This window comes from Streptomyces sp. NPDC092370 (assembly GCF_044755265.1).
Taxonomy (GTDB): Bacteria; Actinomycetota; Actinomycetes; order Streptomycetales; family Streptomycetaceae; genus Streptomyces.
Genome location: NZ_JBIVQO010000015.1, coordinates 133,577 through 151,679, shown reverse-complemented (window position 1 = coordinate 151,679; position 18,103 = coordinate 133,577). Strand labels below are relative to the sequence as shown.

Here is an 18,103-nt window from a genome sequence, read left to right as displayed (position 1 = left end):
GCACTGACTGACGCCCTGCCGGGCCTGTTCTCTGGCTCCGGCCGGGCCTCGCCGCCGCGCGGCCTGCCCCGCCGCCGCCGGATGCGGGCCCGGGCTGCGCCGCGCGGTCCACCGCCGCGGACAATGGTCGTATGAACGAGCGCGCACGGCATTGGCAGTACGACGAGCTGCCCGGGGTCGACCTGCTGCGGGCCCGGTACGTGCGCAAGACGTTCGTGCGGCACACGCACGAGAACTTCGTGATCGCCGCCATCGCCGACGGGGTGGAGGTGTTCCACCACGGTGGGGGCGATCAGTACGCGGGCGCAGGAGCTCTCGCACTGGTGAACCCCGATACGCCGCACACCGGGCGGGCCGGGGTGCCCGAAGGGTGGCGGTACGGGGCCGTGTACCCGCCGGTCGACGTGGTGGCGGAGATCGCCGCCGAGACGACGGCGCTGCGGGGGACGCCGGGCTTCGTCAGCCCGGTGGTGGACGATCCGTACGCCGTCGGTCTGGTGCACCGGGTGCTGCGGGCCGCCGACGAGGGCAACGCGCTGGCCGCGGACACACTGCTGCGGGTCGCCGTCACCAGGTTGCTGCGACTCAACGGCGCGCCCATGCCGCGGCGGGAGGTGCGGACGACGGGGGCCCGCGTCGCGGCACGCGCGCGTGCCGTGCTGGAGGAGCGGATGGCCCGGCCGCCGACACTGCAACAGCTGGCGGCCGGCCTCGGTACCAGCCCGTTCGCCCTACTGCGGGCTTTCCGGGACGTCTACGGGATGCCGCCGCACACCTGGCTCACGGACGCGCGGGTGCGGCGGGCGCGACGGCTGCTGGACAGGGGGACGGCACCCTCCGAGGTCGCCGTGGCCGTCGGATTCACCGACCAACCGCATCTCAACCGGCACTTCAGCCGGATCGTGGGCGTGCCTCCGGGGGCCTACCAGCGGGAGCGCAAGAACGTACAAGACCCGCGGTAGCCGCTACCCGTAGCGTGCGGGGCGTGGCAGATCGGACAGCTCTCGAAGACATGGATATCGGTGGGAAGGCGGACCGGGCGGTCGTACGCGACGCCCTGGGTGTCGGGGTGGCCGTGGGGCTCTCCGGGTTCGCCTTCGGAGTGACATCGGCAGGCAGCGGCCTCACGCTGCTCCAGACGTGCGCGCTCAGTCTCCTGGTGTTCACCGGGGCGTCCCAGTTCGCGCTCGTAGGGGCCCTCGCGGCGGGAGGCAGCCCGTTCACCGCCGCCGCCGGAGCCTTCTTCCTGGGCGTGCGGAACGCCTTCTACGGTCTGCGTCTGTCGCAGCTGCTCGCCCTCCCGCGCGCGGTGCGGCCGTTCGCCGCCCAGTGGGTGATCGACGAGACGGCCGCCGTCGCGCTGGCCCAGCCCACCCGGCGCGCCGCACGGCTCGGGTTCGTCGTGACCGGGCTGAGCCTCTACATCCTGTGGAACCTCACCACGCTGCTCGGGGCCCTGGGCGCCGAGGCCATCGGGGACACCGACGCGTGGGGACTGGACGCCGCCGGGCCCGCGGTCTTCCTGGCCCTGCTCGCACCGATGCTCAGGAGCCGCACCGAGCGGGCGGTCGCCGGGCTCGCGGTGCTGCTGGGGCTCGGGCTGCTGCCCGTGCTGCCGGGCGGAGTCCCGGTGCTGCTGGCCGCGCTGGCGGCGCCGGTCGTGCTGTGGGCGGAAGGCCGCCGCAAGGGACAGGTGGGCGCGCGGTGAACGTCTGGATCGCGATCGGGCTGACCGTCCTGGGGTGCTACCTCGTCAAGCTGGCGGGACTCCTGGTGCCCGCGGGGGCCCTGGAGCGGCCCCTCGTCAAGCGTCTCGCCGCGCTGCTGCCCGTCGCGCTGCTGGCGGCCCTCACCGCCCAGCAGACCTTCGCAGACGGGCAGGCACCGGTGCTGGACGCACGGGCCGCCGGCCTGGCGGCCGCGGCCGTGGCGCTGCTGCTCAGGGCCCCGTTCCTGCTTGTCGTCGCCGCGGCCGTGGTGGTGACCGCGGGAGTGCGGGCCATCGGGGCGGGATGAGCGCGGGATGATCAGTCGATGGTGCGGCCGTACGCCCGGAGCACGCGCAGGGCGTCGATCGTCACCACCGGGCGGGCCTCCAAGGCGGGTGCCGGGGCCCAATGGCGCCACCGGACGGGCCAGCCGCCGTCCTCTTGCTGCTGGGCCGCGAGGTGGTCCAGGGAGCGGGTCATCTCGTCGTCCGTGAACCACGCGCGCGCGAGCGAGCGCGGTGTCCGCGCGTAGTCGTACGGGAAGTGGTGCTCGCCCGGCGCGTAGCCGGGGGAGACCGGATACGCGTCCAGACGGTCGGGATCCAGGGCCGCGAGGCGGTGTTCGCGGACCAGGCGGCCGAGACGGTCGGCTGCCGCCTGCGCACGCGTGCGGTCCGGGGCGGCGTCCAGGAAGGCCACGGCGGCCTCGATCTCGTACGGGTGCGACTTCTCCAGCGACTCGACCGCCTGCCAGCAGAAGTCCGTCGCCCGGAACAGCCAGGCATGCCACACCTCGTTGCGGTGCAGCAGCCCCACCACCGGCCCGGTCGCCAGGAGGTCGCTGGGTGGGTCGTCCAGCACCGTCACGAAGGGAGCCGTGGGATAGCCGTGCTGACTGGGGTGGATCGCCGGGAGGGCCCCGTCCGCGGTGGAGACCGACGTCAGGTAACGGCAGATGCGCTCCGCCCGCTGGCCGGCGCAGCGCCCCACCGCGTCCAGGACGCGCAGGGCGTGCACGGTGTGCAGCGGCTGGCTGACCGGGCCGCGCAGATCGGGCTCGAGTGCGTGGCCGTACCCGCCGTCCTCGTTGCGGTAGGCGTCGAGGGCGGTCTCCACCGGGTCGGCGGAACCACCTCGGAAGTCGTGGGCGAAGCGGTGCTGATCGAGCACGCGCGCGGTGAGCCAGACGAAGCGCTCCGCGCGCGTGACGGGGCTGTGCCGCGGGGGCGTCGGGGGGAGGGTGGAAGCTCCGGTTTCGGCCATGGGTCAGACGGTAGGGCGCGAAGAGGCGCCGGCAGGCGGTCCCGGCTCAGGCCCACCCCCAGGGGCGGGATACTGGAGTCATGCGGTTGACGGTCTTCTGGCAGCGGATGGCGGAGCACTTCGGTCCTGGCTACGCCGAAACCTTCGCGCGCGACCACGTGATGTCGGAGCTGGGCGGACGCACGGTGCACGGGGCGCTGGAGGCCGGCTGGGACGCCAAGGAGGTCTGGCAGGTGGTCTGCTCGGTGATGGACGTGCCCCGGGAGAGGCGCTGACTCCAGCCGGTGCGGATCGGAGATCGCCGACCGGACGGCCGGCCCTGGAGCCCCCGGACAGAGGCGGACCGGTTTCGCAGATCGCGGCCGGTCACGAAGGTCGCAGGCGGGCAGACGGTTGTCGGTGCCGTGGGCGAGACTTGGACCGTGGCACCCACTGACGAGTCCGGGCCGGCAGCCCGGCAGCCCCCAGCTTCCGGTACGACGCCTCCCGCCCGGCCCCCCGTCGGCGGGGCCGGGGCGATCGGCCGCATGCCGCGCTGGCTGCCGCGCGCCATGGTGCTGGCGCTCGCCCTCGTCGCCGCGTTCCAGCTGGGCAGCTGGGCCTTCCACCAGCTCACCGGCCTGCTCATCAACATCCTCATCGCGTTCTTCCTGGCGCTCGCCATAGAGCCCGCGGTGAGCTGGATGGCCTCACGCGGCATGCGCAGGGGGCTGGCCACGTTCATCGTCTTCATCGGCGTGTTGATCGTGTCGGCCGGCTTCGTCACCCTGCTCGGTTCCGTCCTCGCGGACCAGATCATCAAGCTGATCGAGGGCTTCCCCGGCTATCTCGACTCCGTCATCAACTGGATCAACACGCACTTCAAGACCGATCTGAAGCGCGTCGACATCCAGGAGGGCCTGCTCCGCTCCGACTGGCTGCGCAACTACGTCCAGAACAGCGCCACCGGCGTCCTGGACGTGTCCGCCCAGGTGATCGGGGGCCTCTTCCAATTGCTGACGATCGCCCTGTTCTCGTTCTACTTCGCCGCCGACGGTCCGCGACTGCGCCGCGCCCTCTGCTCGGTCCTGCCCCCCGCCCGCCAGGCCGAGGTGCTGCGCGCGTGGGAGATCGCCGTGAACAAGACCGGCGGCTACATCTACTCCCGCGGACTGATGGCGCTGATCTCCGGCGTGGCGCACTTCATTCTCCTGCAGGCCCTGGACGTGCCCTACGCGCCCGTGCTCGCGGTGTGGGTGGGCCTGGTGTCGCAGTTCATCCCCACCATCGGCACCTATCTCGCGGGCGCCCTGCCCATGCTGATCGCGTTCACCGTGGATCCCTGGTATGCGCTGTGGGTCCTGGTCTTCGTCGTCATCTACCAGCAGTTCGAGAACTACGTGCTGCAGCCCAAGCTGACCTCCAAGACCGTCGACATCCACCCCGCCGTGGCCTTCGGCTCGGTCATCGCCGGCACCGCCCTGCTCGGCGCCGTCGGCGCGCTGATCGCCATCCCGGCCATCGCCACGCTCCAGGCCTTCCTGGGGGCGTATGTGAAGCGCTACGACGTCACGGACGACCCCCGGGTGCACGGCCACCGCCGCAGGGGAGAGGGGCCGGCCCTGCTCACGCGCGGGCGAGGACTGTGGGCACGGCGGCCGGGGGCGGAGCGGCCCGGAGACGAGGGCCCCGGGGAGAGCTCCTCCTGAGCGGCCCGGCGGGCCGGCCGGTTCCTGCGGCGTCGCGGCCTTCAGGAGGCTCTCCCGCTCGTCGGGTGGGATGACCCCGTCCGGCAGCGTCCGGTCGTCCAGCAGATCGCGCAGCAGTTCGGCATGTTCGGCGAAGACGGCCCTGCATCGCGCGCGTTCCGGGTGGTCGTGGTCGCTGCCCACGAATCGGATCGCCCGCTGACCGGTGCCGTCGACGGGATGCGAGAGCTCCGCGACGACGAACAGGACCTCGGCCGGCTCGGACCACACCGGCACCGCCGGATCGGCGGCCGGCCGCAGCAGGAACGGCAGCGCCGCCGGCATGGCCGGGCCCAGTGTGCAGACACCGTCCATCCGGACGTTGCAGGGCACCCGCTCGGTCTCGCGAGCCGTGGCCGGGTCCAGCAGACCTCGCAGGAGGGGCGGGACCCCGGCGGGGCACCCGGGGAAGTCCGCCCAGGTGATGTCGTCACAGCCGCGCAGCGCGGGGTGATCCCGGCCCGGCCGATGCCCTTCAGGGAACTCCTGAAGGAACCGTGCGAGGGCGGCTTCCTTGCCCGCCGAGGTGATCCGGCACATCCGCTCTGTCGCCCATGAGCACGCGCACCTGCCGTGCAGGGCGCACGGCGCTCCGGCGCGTGCGCATCCCGGTATGGGTGCGCATCGCCACACGCGCACGCCTCGGCACGGAACCCGGCGCCGTGCGACGTGGTGCGGTGTGGTGCGCTTGACACGAAAATCGAACATCCATTCATATGGAGGCGCCGGCAAGGCTCAACGAGGGGCGTTTCGACGTACTTTGAGTAGGGATGTTCCCGAGTTATCCACAGGCCGGACGTGCGTCGGGGCGCATTGTCAGTGGCAGGCGTTAGCGTCTTTGACGTGAAGCGATCGACTCAAGCAAATCGGGTGGAACCCATGGCAGGAACCGACCGCGAGAAGGCCCTGGAAGCCGCTCTCGCACAGATTGAACGGCAATTCGGCAAGGGCGCGGTCATGCGCATGGGCGACCGGACCAACGAGCCCATCGAGGTCATCTCGACCGGCTCCACCGCCCTGGACGTGGCCCTCGGCGTAGGCGGCCTGCCTCGCGGGCGCGTCGTGGAGATCTACGGACCGGAATCCTCCGGTAAGACCACGCTGACCCTGCACGCGGTGGCGAACGCGCAGAAGGCCGGCGGGCAGGTCGCCTTCGTCGACGCGGAGCACGCACTCGACCCCGAGTACGCGAAGAAGCTCGGCGTCGACATCGACAACCTCATCCTCTCCCAGCCGGACAACGGCGAGCAGGCCCTGGAGATCGTGGACATGCTGGTCCGCTCCGGTGCCCTCGACCTCATCGTCATCGACTCCGTCGCCGCGCTCGTCCCGCGCGCGGAGATCGAGGGCGAGATGGGCGACAGCCACGTCGGTCTGCAGGCCCGCCTGATGAGCCAGGCCCTGCGGAAGATCACCAGCGCACTCAACCAGTCCAAGACCACCGCGATCTTCATCAACCAGCTCCGCGAGAAGATCGGCGTGATGTTCGGCTCCCCGGAGACCACGACCGGTGGCCGGGCGCTGAAGTTCTACGCCTCGGTGCGCATCGACATCCGCCGCATCGAGACCCTTAAGGACGGCACGGAGGCGGTCGGTAACCGCACCCGCTGCAAGGTCGTCAAGAACAAGGTCGCGCCGCCCTTCAAGCAGGCCGAGTTCGACATCCTCTACGGCCAGGGCATCAGCCGTGAGGGTGGCCTGATCGACATGGGTGTGGAGCACGGCTTCGTCCGCAAGGCCGGCGCCTGGTACACGTACGAGGGCGACCAGCTGGGCCAGGGCAAGGAGAACGCGCGCAACTTCCTGAAGGACAACCCCGACCTGGCCAACGAGATCGAGAAGAAGATCAAGGAGAAGCTGGGCGTCGGCGTGCGTCCCGAGGAACCGGCCGCCGAGCCGGGCACGGACGCCGCGGTCTCCGCACCGGCCGACGCGACGCCGGCTGTCCCGGCGCCCGCACCGGCCAAGACCGCCAAGTCCAAGGCCGCCGCAGCCAAGAGCTGACCCGTGACACGGCGAACCGAATGGGCGGAGGACGAGTACGCCGCCTCCGGTGTCCCCCGGGGGAGGGGCACCGGAGGCGATACGAACTCAGCCCTGGACGGGAAAGGCTGCCCCGGGCAGACGCCTCCCGAGGGCGACGGGCCGTACGGCGACGACACCGGGCCGCGTGGGGGCGGCTCTTCCCGAGGCGGCTCGCGTGACGGCGGGCCGGGGGGCGGTCGTGGCCGTCGTCGGCGTGGCTTCGGGGAGGCGGCGGCCGATCCCGAGGGCGGAGGTGCCCTCTCCTCGTCGAGGGCCGAGCAGGAGGCACCTCCAGGGGACCCGGTCGAGCGGGCTCGGGCGATCTGCCTGCGTCTGCTCACCGGGACCCCGCGCACCCGCAAGCAACTCGCCGACGCCCTGCGCAAACGGCAGATCCCCGACGACGCCGCGGAGGAGGTGCTGTCGCGGTTCGAAGAAGCCGGCCTGATCAACGACAGCGCCTTCGCGGACGCCTGGGTGGAGTCCCGCCACCACGGCAGAGGACTGGCCCGGCGTGCGCTCGCCCGGGAGCTGCGGACCAAGGGCGTCGAATCCACGCTGATCGACGAGGCCGTCTCCCAGCTCGACTCGGAGCAGGAAGAGGCGACCGCGCGAGAACTCGTCACGCGCAAGCTCCGCTCCACCCGCGGACTCGACCGCGACAAACGCCTCCGCCGCCTCGCGGGCATGCTCGCCCGCAAGGGCTACCCCGAGGGCATGGCCCTGCGGGTCGTCCGCCAGGCACTGGAGGAGGAGGGGGAGGACACGGAGTTCTTTGAGGGGGAGGGGTTCTGAGAGCGACCGTGGCCGTCCTGGGCTCAGCGCGTGAAGATCAGTGTGCGGGCGGCGGCCGAGGCGGACATGTCAGCGTTGCTGGCTCTGTACGGCGAATTGAATCCGGACGACGCGCCCTTGCCTCAGGCGTCCGCGGATGCCATCTGGGCGGCCATATCGAGGCAGCAGGGACGCACGATCCTGGTGGCTGATGCAGACGACACCGTGGCCGGGACGGCGGATTGCCTCGTCATGCCGAACCTCACGCGCGGGGGCAGGGCCATCCTGTCCGTGGAGAACGTCGTGGTGGCCCGCGCCTTCCAGCGGCGTGGTGTCGGCCGACGGCTGATGGAGGCTGCGGTTCGGCTGGGTCAGTCAGCGGGCTGCTACAAGGTCCAGCTGCTCGCGGCGGATGACGAGTACGTCCACACCTTCTACAAGGCGTGCGGTTTCGCAGCCCTCGCAGAAGGTTTCTGCCGCTACCTCCCCTAGAAGGTTCAGCCCTCGAACCGGAGGCTGCCTTCCCGGTGGGACAGGCCCAAGGCCCACCCGGCGCAGCAAGCGGCTGACAAGCTCACTCCGCCTCACACCACCGGAAACCCCGCCTCCCGCCAAGCCTGGAAGCCCCCGATCAGGTCTGTGGCCCTGAGCAGGCCGAGTTGGTGCAAGGACTGGACGGCCAGGCTGGATGCGTAGCCCTCGTTGCAGAGCACGACGATGCGCAGGGCGTGACTCGTCGCCTCGGGGAGGCGGTGGCTGCCCCAGGGGTCGAGGCGCCATTCCAGTTCGTTGCGCTCAACGACCACGGCGTCGGGGATGTGGCCGTCCCGTTCGCGCAGGGCGGCGTAGCGGATGTCGACCAGCAGTGCGTCGCCGGCCCGGGCCGCCTCGTACGCCTCCTGCGGTTCGATCCGCTCGTAGCCCGCCCGGACACGCTCCAGCAACTCGTCGATGCCGACAGGCGGTTGGGGGTCGCGGTTCGCCGGTCCGGGTGCGGTGCTCACTGCCAGTCCTCCGGTCGCTCGACGTGCTCGAGTCGCAGGATCGGGCCGCTGCGGCTGTAGCGGCGGATGCGCGGCAGGGGCGGGTAGTAGGCGTGGACGGAGATCGCGTGCCGGTCCGTGGACTCGTTGAGCACCTCGTGGACGTGGTGCCGGCCGAAGGCGCGGCCCTCGCCCGCCCGCAGCCGCCGTTCCCGGTCCGCGTCCTCGGTGAGTTCGAGGGTCCTCCAGCCGTCGGTGGGCAGCCGCGCGGCGAGCGAGTTCTCCTTGAGCTCGCCCGAGGCGGTCAGGAAGGCGCCGACCGAGTCGGCATGGTCGTGCCAGCCGGTGCCCGAGCCGGGCGGCCAGCCGATCAGCCAGGCCTCGCTGCCGCCGGGCCCGTCCAGCCGCACCCAGGTGCGGCCCTCCGGATCGAGCGGCAGGGAGTCGATCAGCTCGGCGTCGGCGGCCGTGCGCCGGACGAAGTCGTAGAGGTCGGCCTGGGTGGGAGCCGCACCGGAGGAGACAGAAGGGGGTGCGGAAGGGAATACAGACACGGGTGCCGTCCTGAAGTTCCTGATGAGAGTTCGCGAGGAAGGCGCGGCAGCCGGCGGACAGAGCGCGGCGCGCGCACAGGGGAAGGGGAATGCGAAGTCAGCAGGAGGGGCGACACACGCAGCCCGCATAGCGGAGGAGGTCCATATGGACCCTCCGCCACAGGCGCACACAGGTGTCGGTCACGCACCGGAGTACACCATGACCGTCCAGGAGGGTCAACTCACTGTCACGATGCGGACGCACCGTGACAGTGAGCGCATCGTCGTGCGGTCGGCGTCAGCGTGAGCCGGCCGAAGCACCGGCCTCTGCCTGCGCTTTCACCGGTCCGCCCACCGTGGCCTCCGCCGCCGCGTACAGCTCGGCCGGGCGCACTCCGCCCAGCGCGGTGACGAGGTGCCCGTCGGGGCGCACCAGTAGCACCGTGTGCGCGGCGGCGCCCGGATAGCTCTCGGCGACGAGCAGCTCGGCCGGATGCGGTAGTGCCGTGACCGCCGCCGCGAGCTGCGGCATGATGCCGGCGCCGACCCAGTGCCTGCGCTCCCAGACTCCCGTGCCCGGTGCGATGAGCACCACGAGCAACGTGCCCCGGCCGAGCCGGTCCCGGAGCCGCACGAAGGTGCCGTCCTCCGCGGTGACCCGTACGTCGGTGACCGGTGCCCCGAGGGGGGTGTCGACCGGCACCTCGCCTTCGAGGCGCTGGGGCGCGAGCGGCGAGTCGGCGTACGCCCCGGGCGCGCCGAGCTGGCCCTGCCCCAGGTGACCCTCCGTGAGCAGGGCGTCGTGGCCGCGGGACGAGCCGGGGACGACCGCGCGCAGGCCTCCGCCGCCGCGCAGCAAGGGCAGTGCCTGGTCGGCGGCGCGGAGCCGGGCGGCGACGACCGCCCGCCGTTCCGTCTGGTAGCTGTCTAGGAGGGCCTCGTGCGGCCCGTGGTGCCAGGCCAGGGCCAGTTTCCAGGCGAGGTTGTCGGCGTCCCGCAGCCCCTCGTCCAAGCCGTGCGTACCCAGCGCGCCGAGCAGGTGGGCGGCGTCCCCGGCGAGGAACACCCGGTCGGCGCGCCAGCGGCGGGCCAGCCGGTGGTGGACGGTGTGCACACCGGTGTCCAGCAGTTCGTACGGCGTCGTCGTGCCGCCCGCCCAGCCGGCCAGGGTCTCCCGGATGCGGGTGAGCAGCAGTTCGGGCGTGACCAGCTCCTTGCCGGGCGGCAGGAGCCAGTCCAGGCGCCAGACGCCGTCCGGAAGCGGGCGGGCGGTGATCTCGCCGGCGGAGGGACCGGACATGCGCCAGGGCGGCTGACGGTGCAGCAACGCCTCGTCAGGCCAGGGCAGTTCCGTGCGGAGCGCGGCGACGGCGTGACGTTCCACCGCCGTACGGCCCGGGAAGCGGATGTCCTGGAGCTTGCGGACGGTCGAGCGTGGGCCGTCGCAGCCGACCAGATAACTGCCGCGCCACCACGTCGCCCGGGGGCCGCGGGTGTGGGCCGTGACACCCGAGGGCTCCTGTTCGAGGCCGTCGAGGCGGCTCTCCACCGCGACCTTGACGAGCCGTTCGCCCGAGAGGGCCGCGCGCAGCGCGTTGGTGAGGACGTGCTGGGCGATGTGCAGGGGAGCGGGCTCGCCACCGTCGAAGACGATCTCGCGCATCACCTGCTTGCGCCGCATCGACCGCCATCCGGCCCAGTGCGCACCCGCCCGGGCCAGGGGCACGCCGGTCAGCCGTTCCATCAGGGCGGCGGTGTCCTCGCCCAGGACGACGGTGCGCGCCGCACGGGGTTCGTCCTTGCCCGGCCCCTCGTCGAGGACGACGCAGGGCACCTCCTGACGCGCCAGCGCCAGGGCGAGCGTGAGCCCGACGGGCCCCGCTCCGACGATGATCACCGGATCCACGGCGTGACGCCCCCTGCCCGCGGTGGTGTCCTGAGAGACGTAGGTGAACACGAAGGTGGAGCAGGGTGCACGATCACAGAACGTATGCAACCCATTGCCGGTGCTTGCGTCAAGTGACCGGCGGGCCGGTGGCGATCATGCCGCCGCACCAGGGGCAGCCGGGCGACGCACTCGTCACTTGATGGGATGTCAGGGGGGCGGAGCCGGATGCCTCGGGGCTCGGCATGACTGTGGCCCGCCGAATCCTTGGCGGGCCACAGTCGTAGCGGTTGTCGGGCCGTCAGATCGTGCCGCCGGCACCGGTGCCGTAGGTGCCCCCCACTTCGGCCGCGTTCACGTCGTCGACCTTCGAGGCACCGAGCACTGCTCCCGTGCTCCGCTTGCTGCGACGCAGCCTGCCCTCGAGCCAAGAGGCGAAGGACGTGAGAATGAAGTTCAGCACGATGAAGATGACCGCCACCACGATGAAGCTCGGGATGACGTTCGCGTAGTTGGCCGCGAGGGTGCTGCGCGTGTTGAGCAGCTCGGTGAACCCGAGCATCACGCCGCCCAGCGCGGTGTCCTTCACGATGACGACCAGCTGGCTGACGATGGCCGGCAGCATGGCCGTGACCGCCTGCGGCAGCAGGATGCTGCTCATCGTCTGGCTCTTGCGCAGGCCGATCGCCATGGCCGCCTCCGACTGCCCCTTGGGCAGGGAGAGGATGCCCGCGCGGACGATCTCGGCGAGGACCGACGCGTTGTAGAGCACCAGGCCGGTGACGACCGCGTACAGAGGCCGCTCGTCGCTGGGGATGCCGGTGGAGCGGACATAGAACTCGTTGGCGAACAGCATCAGCAGCAGCACCGGGATCGCCCGGAAGAACTCGACCACCGCGCCGGCCGGGATGCGCACCCAGCGGTGGTCGGACATGCGCGCGATGCCGAGGACGGCGCCCAGCGGGAGAGCGATGACCATGGACAGGGCCGCGGCCTTCAAGGTGTCGGCCAGGCCTGGCAACAGGTACGTCGTCCACGCTTGGGACGTGGTGAACGGCTTCCACAGGGACCACTCCAGCTGTCCCTTGTCGTCCATCGTCTGCCAGATCCACCACAGCAGCAGGGCGAGCAGGACGAAGAAGACCACAGAGAGGAGCACGTTGCGCCGTTTGGCCCGCGGGCCGGGGGCGTCGTAGAGGACGGACGTCATCGCTTCACCGCCAGTCGCTTGCTCAGCCAGCCCAGGACCAGGCCGGTGGGCAGGGTCAGTACCACGAAACCGAAGGCGAAGACCGCGCCGATGAGCAGCGTCTGAGCCTCGTTCTCGATCATTTCCTTCATCAAGAGGGCGGCCTCCGCCACACCGATCGTCGCCGCCACGGTGGTGTTCTTGGTCAGTGCGATGAGCACGTTGGCCAGCGGGCCGATGACCGAGCGGAACGCCTGCGGCAGTACCACGAGCCTCAACACCTGGCTGAAGCTGAGCCCGATGGCCCGTGCTGCCTCCGCTTGACCGACGGGCACTGTGTTGATGCCCGAACGGATGGCCTCGCATACGAAGGCGGCCGTGTAGGCGACAAGACCGAGGACGGCCAGTCGGAAGTACTTGAGCTCGAAGTCATCGGTCGCGCCCATCGTTACGCCGAAGATGTCGGCGAGGCCGAGCGAGGCGAAGACGATGATGACGGTCAGCGGGATGTTGCGGACGATGTTCACGTAAGCAGTGCCGAAACCGCGCATCAGTGGGACGGGGCTGACCCGCATGCCCGCAAGCAGGGTGCCCCAGATCAGGGAACCGATGGCCGAGAAGATGGTGAGCTGAATGGTGACCCAGAAAGCGCCCAGCACGGACGGGTCGTCATATTTTGAAAGAAAGTCGAACACGATCTCCCGCGCTTCCGGGTGGGTGGCGTAGGTGGCGGACGTGGCGCGCTGCCGTCAGAGACGTGATGGCAGCGCGCCTGAGGATCCCCGCAGGGGCTGCGGGGATCCTGCGTCGGCGGAGTCCCGCGTTACTGGACGATCTGGCCGATCTTCGGGGCGGGCTCGTTCTTGTAGTTCGCCGGGCCGAAGTTCTCCTTGACGGCCTTGTCCCAGGAACCGTCGCTGACCATCTTCTCGAGGGCGGTGTTGATCTTGTCGAGGGTCGCCTTGTCGCCCTTCTTGACGCCGATGCCGTAGTTCTCGTTGCTCAGCTTCAGGCCGGCCAGCTTGAACTGACCCTTGTACTGCTCCTGCGCGGCGTAACCCGCGAGGATCGAGTCGTCGGTGGTCAGCGCGTCCACGCCACCGCTCTGCAGGGCGGAGAGGCACTCCGAGTAGCCACCGCGCTGGCTCAGCTGGGCCTTCGGGGCAAAGTCGTCCTTGACGTTCTGCGCCGAGGTCGAACCGGCGACCGAGCACAGCTTCTTCTCGTTCAGGTCCGTGGCCTTGGTGATGTCCGAGTCCTTCTTCACCAGCAGGTCCTGGTGGGCCAGCAGGTACGGACCGGCGAAGTCGACCTTCTGCTTGCGCTCGTCGGTGATCGAGTAGGTGGCCGCGATGATCTTCACGTCGCCGCGGGACAGCGCGTTCTCACGGTCGGCGCTCTTGGTCTCGACCCACTCGATCTGGTCGGGCTTGTAGCCCAGTTCCTTGGCCACGTACGTCGCCACGTCCACGTCGAAGCCGGAGAAGGAACCGTCGGGCTCCTTCAGGCCCAGGCCGGGCTGGTCGTACTTGATGCCGATCTTGATCTTGTCGCCGCCGCCGGAGCCGGAACCGTTGGAGTCACCGCCGTCGTCGCCACCACAGGCGGTAGCGGTCAGGGCGAGAACGAGAGCGGTGGCGGCCGCCGCGGAGACCTTGCGGAGCTTCATGGTGAACATCCTTTGCCGTGAAGAGAGAAACGATGTTGCGGGTGACGCGGATCGTCGCTGGGCGACGCGCGCCTCAGTGGTGCAGGATCTTCGACAGGAAGTCCTTGGCACGGTCGCTGCGCGGATTGCTGAAGAACTGGTCGGGCGCAGCCTCCTCGACGATTCGGCCGTCCGCCATGAACACCACGCGGTTTGCAGCCGATCGTGCGAAACCCATCTCATGGGTGACCACGATCATGGTCATACCGTCGCGGGCGAGCTGCTGCATGACCTCCAGCACCTCGTTGATCATCTCGGGGTCGAGCGCGGAGGTCGGCTCGTCGAAGAGCATCACCTTCGGCTCCATGGCCAGGGCCCGCGCGATCGCGACGCGCTGCTGCTGGCCGCCGGAGAGCTGTGCCGGGTACTTCTCGGCCTGCGCGCCCACGCCGACCCGGTCGAGCAGGGCACGGGCCCGCTCTTCCGCGGCCTTCTTGTCCTTCTTGCGGACCTTGATCTGGCCGAGCATCACGTTCTCGAGCACGGTCTTGTGCGCGAAGAGGTTGAAGGACTGGAAGACCATCCCGACATCGGCGCGCAGCCTGGCCAGCTCCTTGCCCTCGGCGGGCAGCGGCTTGCCGTCGATCGTGATCGAGCCGGAGTCGATCGTCTCCAGGCGGTTGATGGTGCGGCACAGGGTGGACTTGCCGGACCCGGAGGGCCCGATGACCACGACGACTTCACCGCGGGCGATCGTCAGGTCGATGTCCTGGAGTACGTGCAACGCGCCGAAGTGCTTGTTGACGCTCTTCAGGACGACCAGTTCTCCGGTCGCGGCCACATCTTCCTTGGCCACCGATACTTCGGTCATCGCTCTCAGGCTCCGTCCTCCTCGGTTTCGGAGGACAGTAGTAACCCTCTACGACCTGCGTCATTACATCTGAGGGAGATCTGAGCATCACGATCCGATAGCAATCGGACACATGTCGTAGCCCTGGGGAGCGGCGCTCATACCAGCCGGGTAACGGAAGCGGTCCGCAACCGGAACCCTCTTGACGCCGTCCTCATCCATCAGCGTGACTGCACAGGGTGCACGCGCGCGTGCACGCGTTTGGTACACAACCAGATCGTACGACCAATGAACCGAAGGGGGCCCGGATGAGACTGCTGCTCGTCGAGGACGACAACCACGTCGCGGCCGCCCTGTCGGCGGTTCTGGCGCGGCACGGGTTCGACGTCACGCACGCGCGCAGCGGTGAGGAGGCCCTCCAGGCACTCGTTCCCGAGGGCGACTGCTTCGGTGTCGTCCTGCTCGATCTCGGCCTGCCCGATCAGGACGGGTACGAGGTCTGCGGCAAGATCCGCAAGCGCACCGGCACTCCGGTGATCATGGTCACCGCCCGCTCCGACGTGCGTTCCCGCATCCACGGCCTCAATCTGGGCGCCGACGACTACGTGGTGAAGCCCTACGACACGGGGGAGCTGCTCGCCCGCATCCACGCCGTGAGCCGCCGCACCGCGCACGAGGACACCTCCAGCGGCATCGAGACCGAGCTGCGGCTCGGCCCGGTGCACATCGAACTGCCCACCCGCCGGGTCAGTGTGGACGGGTCCGTGATCCAGCTGACCCGCAAGGAGTTCGATCTGCTGGCCCTGCTCGCGCAGCGGCCCGGAGTGGTCTTCCGCCGGGAACAGATCATCAGCGAGGTGTGGCGGACCAGCTGGGAGGGGACCGGACGCACCCTGGAGGTGCACGTCGCGTCGCTGCGCGCCAAGCTGCGCATGCCGGCCCTCATCGAGACCGTTCGCGGAGTCGGTTACCGGCTCGTCGCGCCTGCCGGGTAGCGGGGCCGGGTGCGCACTCGTCTGCTCCCCCTGCTCATCGTCCTGATGGCGGCCGTACTGCTCGCGCTCGGCGTCCCGCTCGCGGTGAGCCTCGCCGGGGCGCAGCAGCAGAAGGTCGTCGTCGACCGGATCGACGACACGGCTCGTTTCGCCGCCCTCGCCCAGTTCGTCACCGACTCGCCCGACGGCACCGCCGACGCCTTCGAAAACGAGCGCCTCGCCACCCTCAGCAGCGAGCTGACCAGCTACTACGAGGTCTACGGCATCCGGTCCGGGGTTTTCTACCGCAGCGGCAGTGCCATGGCCCAGGCACCTGCCAGGTGGTCGCTGCCGAAGGAGGGCGAGGTACGGGACGCGTTCGACGAGGCGCTGCTCAGCCGCCGCAGCCACGACCCGCAGCAGGTGTGGCCCTGGCAGCGCCGCAACCTCGTGGTCGCCTCGCCGGTCATCCGGGACGGCGATGTCGTCGCGGTCGTGGTCACCGACTCCCCGACCGGGCAGCTGCGCTCACGCACGCTGCACGGCTGGCTGGTCATCGGCGCGGGCGAGTTCGCCGCCATGCTGCTGGCCGTAGGTGCCGCCCTGCGGCTGACCGGCTGGGTGCTCAAGCCTGTACGGGTCCTGGACGCCACCACTCACGACATCGCCACCGGGCGGCTCAAGTCGCGGGTCGCCGTCGCCGGCGGGCCGCCGGAACTCAGGCGCCTGGCCCGGTCGTTCAACGAGATGGCCGACAACGTCGAGGACGTGCTGGAGCAGCAGCGGGCCTTCGTCGCCGACGCCTCGCACCAGTTGCGCAACCCCCTCGCGGCGCTGCTGCTGCGCATCGAGCTGCTCTCCTTCGAACTGCCCGAAGGCAACAAGGAGGTCGCCTCGGTCCAGGCCGAGGGCAAGCGCCTCGCACAGGTTCTGGACGACCTGCTCGACCTGGCGCTGGCCGAGCACACCGAGGCCGATCTGCGGATCACGGACATCGGCGAGCTGGCCGCCGAACGCCTCGCGGCCTGGGCCCCGACCGCCGAGGCCAAGGGCGTGCGCCTGGTGGGCGACTGCCCGCCGACGACCGCGTGGGCCGACCCCGTCGCCCTCTCCAGCGCGCTGGACGCGGTCATCGACAACGCGGTGAAATTCACGCCGGAGGACGAGGTCGTCGAGGTGACCGTCGCCTCCCGGGGCGGCCTCTCGACCGTCGTCGTCACCGACCACGGCCCGGGCCTCACCGACGAGGAGCTGGCCCGCGTCGGCGACCGCTTCTGGCGAAGTGGCCGGCATCAGAACGTCAAGGGCTCGGGCCTCGGCCTGTCCATCTCGCGGGCGCTGCTCGCGGCGGGCGGCGGTTCGATCGCGTTCGACCGTCATGAGCCGCACGGGCTGAAGGTGACGGTGGCGGTGCCGAGGTCGGCGCCGACGGCTTGACGGCAGGTGACCGCGGGGAGCCCTGCGCTACGGCTTGACCGACTGGTAGTAGCGCTGGGCGCCGACATGCAGGTGCAGCGGGTCGGTGTAGATCGCCGTGCGGACGTCGACCAGCTGGGCGGAGTGGACGGTCGCCCCGATGAGGTCCCGGCTGTCGAGCACCGTACGGGTCAGCCACTCGGTGAGCCGGGGGTCCATGTCGCTGCGGGTGACGAGCAGGTTGGACACCGCGAGGGTCGGTACCGGCTTGCCGCGCTGGATGGTCGGGTAGGCCGACTCCGGCATCTTGGTGGCGCGGTAGTAGCGCGTGGCACCGCCCTGGTCGTGCAGCTTCGCCACGAGCGTGGCGTCGATCGGCACGAACCGGAAGGCCGATGCCGACTTCTTGGCCGGCCCGCTGAGCCCGTCCGTGGGCAGCCCGCCCGACCAGAAGAACGCGTCGAGACCTCGCCCCAGGCGCTTGGGTCCGGTGTCGATGCCGTCCGAGGACGGCTTGATGTCCTTCTCGGGGTCGATGCCGGCCGCTTTGAGCACACTGTTGGCTATCAGCCGCACACCGGAGTCGGGCAGCCCTATGGCCACGCGCTTGCCCCGCAGGTCGGCGACGGAGCGGATGTCCGAGTCGGGCGGTACGACGAGCTGGACGTAGTCGTCGTACAGGCGCGCGAGTCCGCGCAGCCGGTCGGCGCCCGGCGCGTTGTCGAGCTTGTACGTGGCGACCGCGTCGGCCGCCGCGATCGCGAAGTCGGCCTTGCCGGTCGCCACGTCGGCGACGTTCTCCTGCGAGCCGGCGCTGGTCAGCAGCCTCACCTTCAGGTCGGGCATGTCCTTGTCGATCTCGTTGCGCAGGAGTTCCCCGTACTCGTGGTAGACCCCCGCACGGGTGCCCGTGCTGAAGGTGATGGTCCCGGCCGGCGGCTCCTCGGCCCAGGGGCGCAGCCACCACAGCAGCAGGCCGAGCACCATGAGGGAGGCGGCGCCGCCCTGCAGGGCCCGGCTCCTGCCGATACGGGGGAACGTCCTGGACATGCGGGCGATCCTGCCAGCCGGGGTGCCCCGGTGACCAGGGCAGGGGCCACAAGGCGTGCGCGGGGGAGTGTCGGTGG

The 18,103-nt window shown here is 70.4% G+C and carries 21 protein-coding genes; 11 read left to right on the top strand and 10 right to left on the bottom strand.

The genetic code is table 11. The features are described 5' to 3' along the window. The first annotated feature begins 131 nt into the window (after window positions 1–131). From ACIQHQ_RS33635 to ACIQHQ_RS33625, 3 genes are read left to right on the top strand one after another with little or no spacing between them, the layout of a single operon-like run. A complete protein-coding gene (locus ACIQHQ_RS33635) occupies window positions 132–962 on the top strand; it encodes an AraC family transcriptional regulator (RefSeq protein ID WP_402619436.1) in 831 nt (276 codons plus the stop codon). Window positions 963–985: 23 nt separating this feature from the next. Then, window positions 986–1,708 (top strand): AzlC family ABC transporter permease, encoded by a 723-nt coding sequence (locus ACIQHQ_RS33630; RefSeq protein WP_402619433.1) that lies wholly within the window; start codon window positions 986–988, stop codon window positions 1,706–1,708. After that, window positions 1,705–2,016 (top strand): AzlD domain-containing protein, encoded by a 312-nt coding sequence (locus ACIQHQ_RS33625; protein ID WP_402619431.1) that lies wholly within the window; start codon window positions 1,705–1,707, stop codon window positions 2,014–2,016. Before ACIQHQ_RS33630 ends, ACIQHQ_RS33625 begins: the two co-directional genes overlap by 4 nt. Window positions 2,017–2,027: 11 nt before the next feature. On the opposite strand, the gene ACIQHQ_RS33620 is transcribed toward ACIQHQ_RS33625, so the two are convergent. After that, complete coding sequence (locus ACIQHQ_RS33620; RefSeq protein ID WP_402619428.1) at window positions 2,028–2,972, bottom strand: hypothetical protein; 945 nt, start codon at window positions 2,970–2,972, stop codon at window positions 2,028–2,030. An 80-nt stretch (window positions 2,973–3,052) separates the two neighbouring features. Here ACIQHQ_RS33620 and ACIQHQ_RS33615 point away from each other — a divergent pair, with 80 nt between their 5' ends. The 6 genes from ACIQHQ_RS33615 (at window position 3,053) to ACIQHQ_RS33590 (ending at window position 7,990) form a co-directional block, all read left to right on the top strand. Then, on the top strand, window positions 3,053–3,247 hold the full coding sequence (locus ACIQHQ_RS33615; protein WP_402619425.1) for a DUF3046 domain-containing protein: 195 nt from the start codon (window positions 3,053–3,055) through the stop codon (window positions 3,245–3,247). A 147-nt stretch (window positions 3,248–3,394) separates the two neighbouring features. Further along, complete coding sequence (locus ACIQHQ_RS33610; RefSeq protein WP_402619422.1) at window positions 3,395–4,660, top strand: AI-2E family transporter; 1,266 nt, start codon at window positions 3,395–3,397, stop codon at window positions 4,658–4,660. A 123-nt stretch (window positions 4,661–4,783) separates the two neighbouring features. Beyond that, complete coding sequence (locus ACIQHQ_RS33605; protein WP_402619419.1) at window positions 4,784–5,257, top strand: hypothetical protein; 474 nt, start codon at window positions 4,784–4,786, stop codon at window positions 5,255–5,257. 321 nt (window positions 5,258–5,578) lie between these two features. Next, window positions 5,579–6,703, top strand: coding sequence for a recombinase RecA (gene recA, locus ACIQHQ_RS33600; protein WP_390980179.1), 1,125 nt, complete (start codon window positions 5,579–5,581; stop codon window positions 6,701–6,703). Window positions 6,704–6,706: 3 nt separating this feature from the next. Further along, on the top strand, window positions 6,707–7,519 hold the full coding sequence (gene recX, locus ACIQHQ_RS33595; protein ID WP_402619416.1) for a recombination regulator RecX: 813 nt from the start codon (window positions 6,707–6,709) through the stop codon (window positions 7,517–7,519). Window positions 7,520–7,549: 30 nt separating this feature from the next. Continuing rightward, on the top strand, window positions 7,550–7,990 hold the full coding sequence (locus tag ACIQHQ_RS33590) for a GNAT family N-acetyltransferase (RefSeq protein WP_402619413.1): 441 nt from the start codon (window positions 7,550–7,552) through the stop codon (window positions 7,988–7,990). 92 nt (window positions 7,991–8,082) lie between these two features. Here ACIQHQ_RS33590 and ACIQHQ_RS33585 read toward each other — a convergent pair whose 3' ends face one another. The 8 genes from ACIQHQ_RS33585 to ACIQHQ_RS33550 all read right to left on the bottom strand — a co-directional run bounded on the left by ACIQHQ_RS33585 (window position 8,083) and on the right by ACIQHQ_RS33550 (window position 14,607). Continuing rightward, window positions 8,083–8,502, bottom strand: coding sequence for a rhodanese-like domain-containing protein (locus ACIQHQ_RS33585; protein WP_402619411.1), 420 nt, complete (start codon window positions 8,500–8,502; stop codon window positions 8,083–8,085). Then, window positions 8,499–9,035 carry a cysteine dioxygenase gene (locus ACIQHQ_RS33580; protein WP_402619408.1) on the bottom strand — a complete coding sequence of 179 codons (537 nt, stop codon included), beginning with the start codon at window positions 9,033–9,035 and terminating at the stop codon, window positions 8,499–8,501. Before ACIQHQ_RS33580 ends, ACIQHQ_RS33585 begins: the two co-directional genes overlap by 4 nt. Before the next feature lie 97 nt (window positions 9,036–9,132). Further along, the gene (locus ACIQHQ_RS33575) at window positions 9,133–9,180 is read right to left on the bottom strand and encodes a hypothetical protein (RefSeq protein ID WP_311314449.1); all 48 of its coding nucleotides are present in this window, start codon (window positions 9,178–9,180) and stop codon (window positions 9,133–9,135) included. Window positions 9,181–9,312: 132 nt separating this feature from the next. Next, the gene (locus ACIQHQ_RS33570) at window positions 9,313–10,920 is read right to left on the bottom strand and encodes an FAD-dependent monooxygenase (protein ID WP_402619405.1); all 1,608 of its coding nucleotides are present in this window, start codon (window positions 10,918–10,920) and stop codon (window positions 9,313–9,315) included. Window positions 10,921–11,200: 280 nt separating this feature from the next. Beyond that, window positions 11,201–12,109, bottom strand: a complete 909-nt coding sequence (locus tag ACIQHQ_RS33565; RefSeq protein ID WP_402619402.1) for an amino acid ABC transporter permease — start codon at window positions 12,107–12,109, stop codon at window positions 11,201–11,203. Then, the gene (locus tag ACIQHQ_RS33560; RefSeq protein ID WP_402619399.1) at window positions 12,106–12,783 is read right to left on the bottom strand and encodes an amino acid ABC transporter permease; all 678 of its coding nucleotides are present in this window, start codon (window positions 12,781–12,783) and stop codon (window positions 12,106–12,108) included. Before ACIQHQ_RS33560 ends, ACIQHQ_RS33565 begins: the two co-directional genes overlap by 4 nt. A 128-nt stretch (window positions 12,784–12,911) precedes the next feature. Further along, the gene (locus ACIQHQ_RS33555; protein WP_402619396.1) at window positions 12,912–13,757 is read right to left on the bottom strand and encodes a glutamate ABC transporter substrate-binding protein; all 846 of its coding nucleotides are present in this window, start codon (window positions 13,755–13,757) and stop codon (window positions 12,912–12,914) included. A 73-nt stretch (window positions 13,758–13,830) separates the two neighbouring features. Beyond that, window positions 13,831–14,607 (bottom strand): amino acid ABC transporter ATP-binding protein, encoded by a 777-nt coding sequence (locus ACIQHQ_RS33550; RefSeq protein WP_031116945.1) that lies wholly within the window; start codon window positions 14,605–14,607, stop codon window positions 13,831–13,833. A 287-nt stretch (window positions 14,608–14,894) separates the two neighbouring features. Between ACIQHQ_RS33550 and ACIQHQ_RS33545 the strand changes: the two genes are divergently transcribed. Continuing rightward, on the top strand, window positions 14,895–15,581 hold the full coding sequence (locus tag ACIQHQ_RS33545) for a response regulator transcription factor (RefSeq protein WP_402619393.1): 687 nt from the start codon (window positions 14,895–14,897) through the stop codon (window positions 15,579–15,581). Window positions 15,582–15,590: 9 nt separating this feature from the next. Then, the gene (locus ACIQHQ_RS33540; RefSeq protein WP_402619390.1) at window positions 15,591–16,997 is read left to right on the top strand and encodes an ATP-binding protein; all 1,407 of its coding nucleotides are present in this window, start codon (window positions 15,591–15,593) and stop codon (window positions 16,995–16,997) included. Window positions 16,998–17,024: 27 nt separating this feature from the next. Here ACIQHQ_RS33540 and ACIQHQ_RS33535 read toward each other — a convergent pair whose 3' ends face one another. Then, window positions 17,025–18,026: a TAXI family TRAP transporter solute-binding subunit gene (locus ACIQHQ_RS33535; RefSeq protein ID WP_402619387.1), complete on the bottom strand. Its 1,002-nt coding sequence runs from the start codon at window positions 18,024–18,026 to the stop codon at window positions 17,025–17,027. Window positions 18,027–18,103 lie beyond the last annotated feature (77 nt).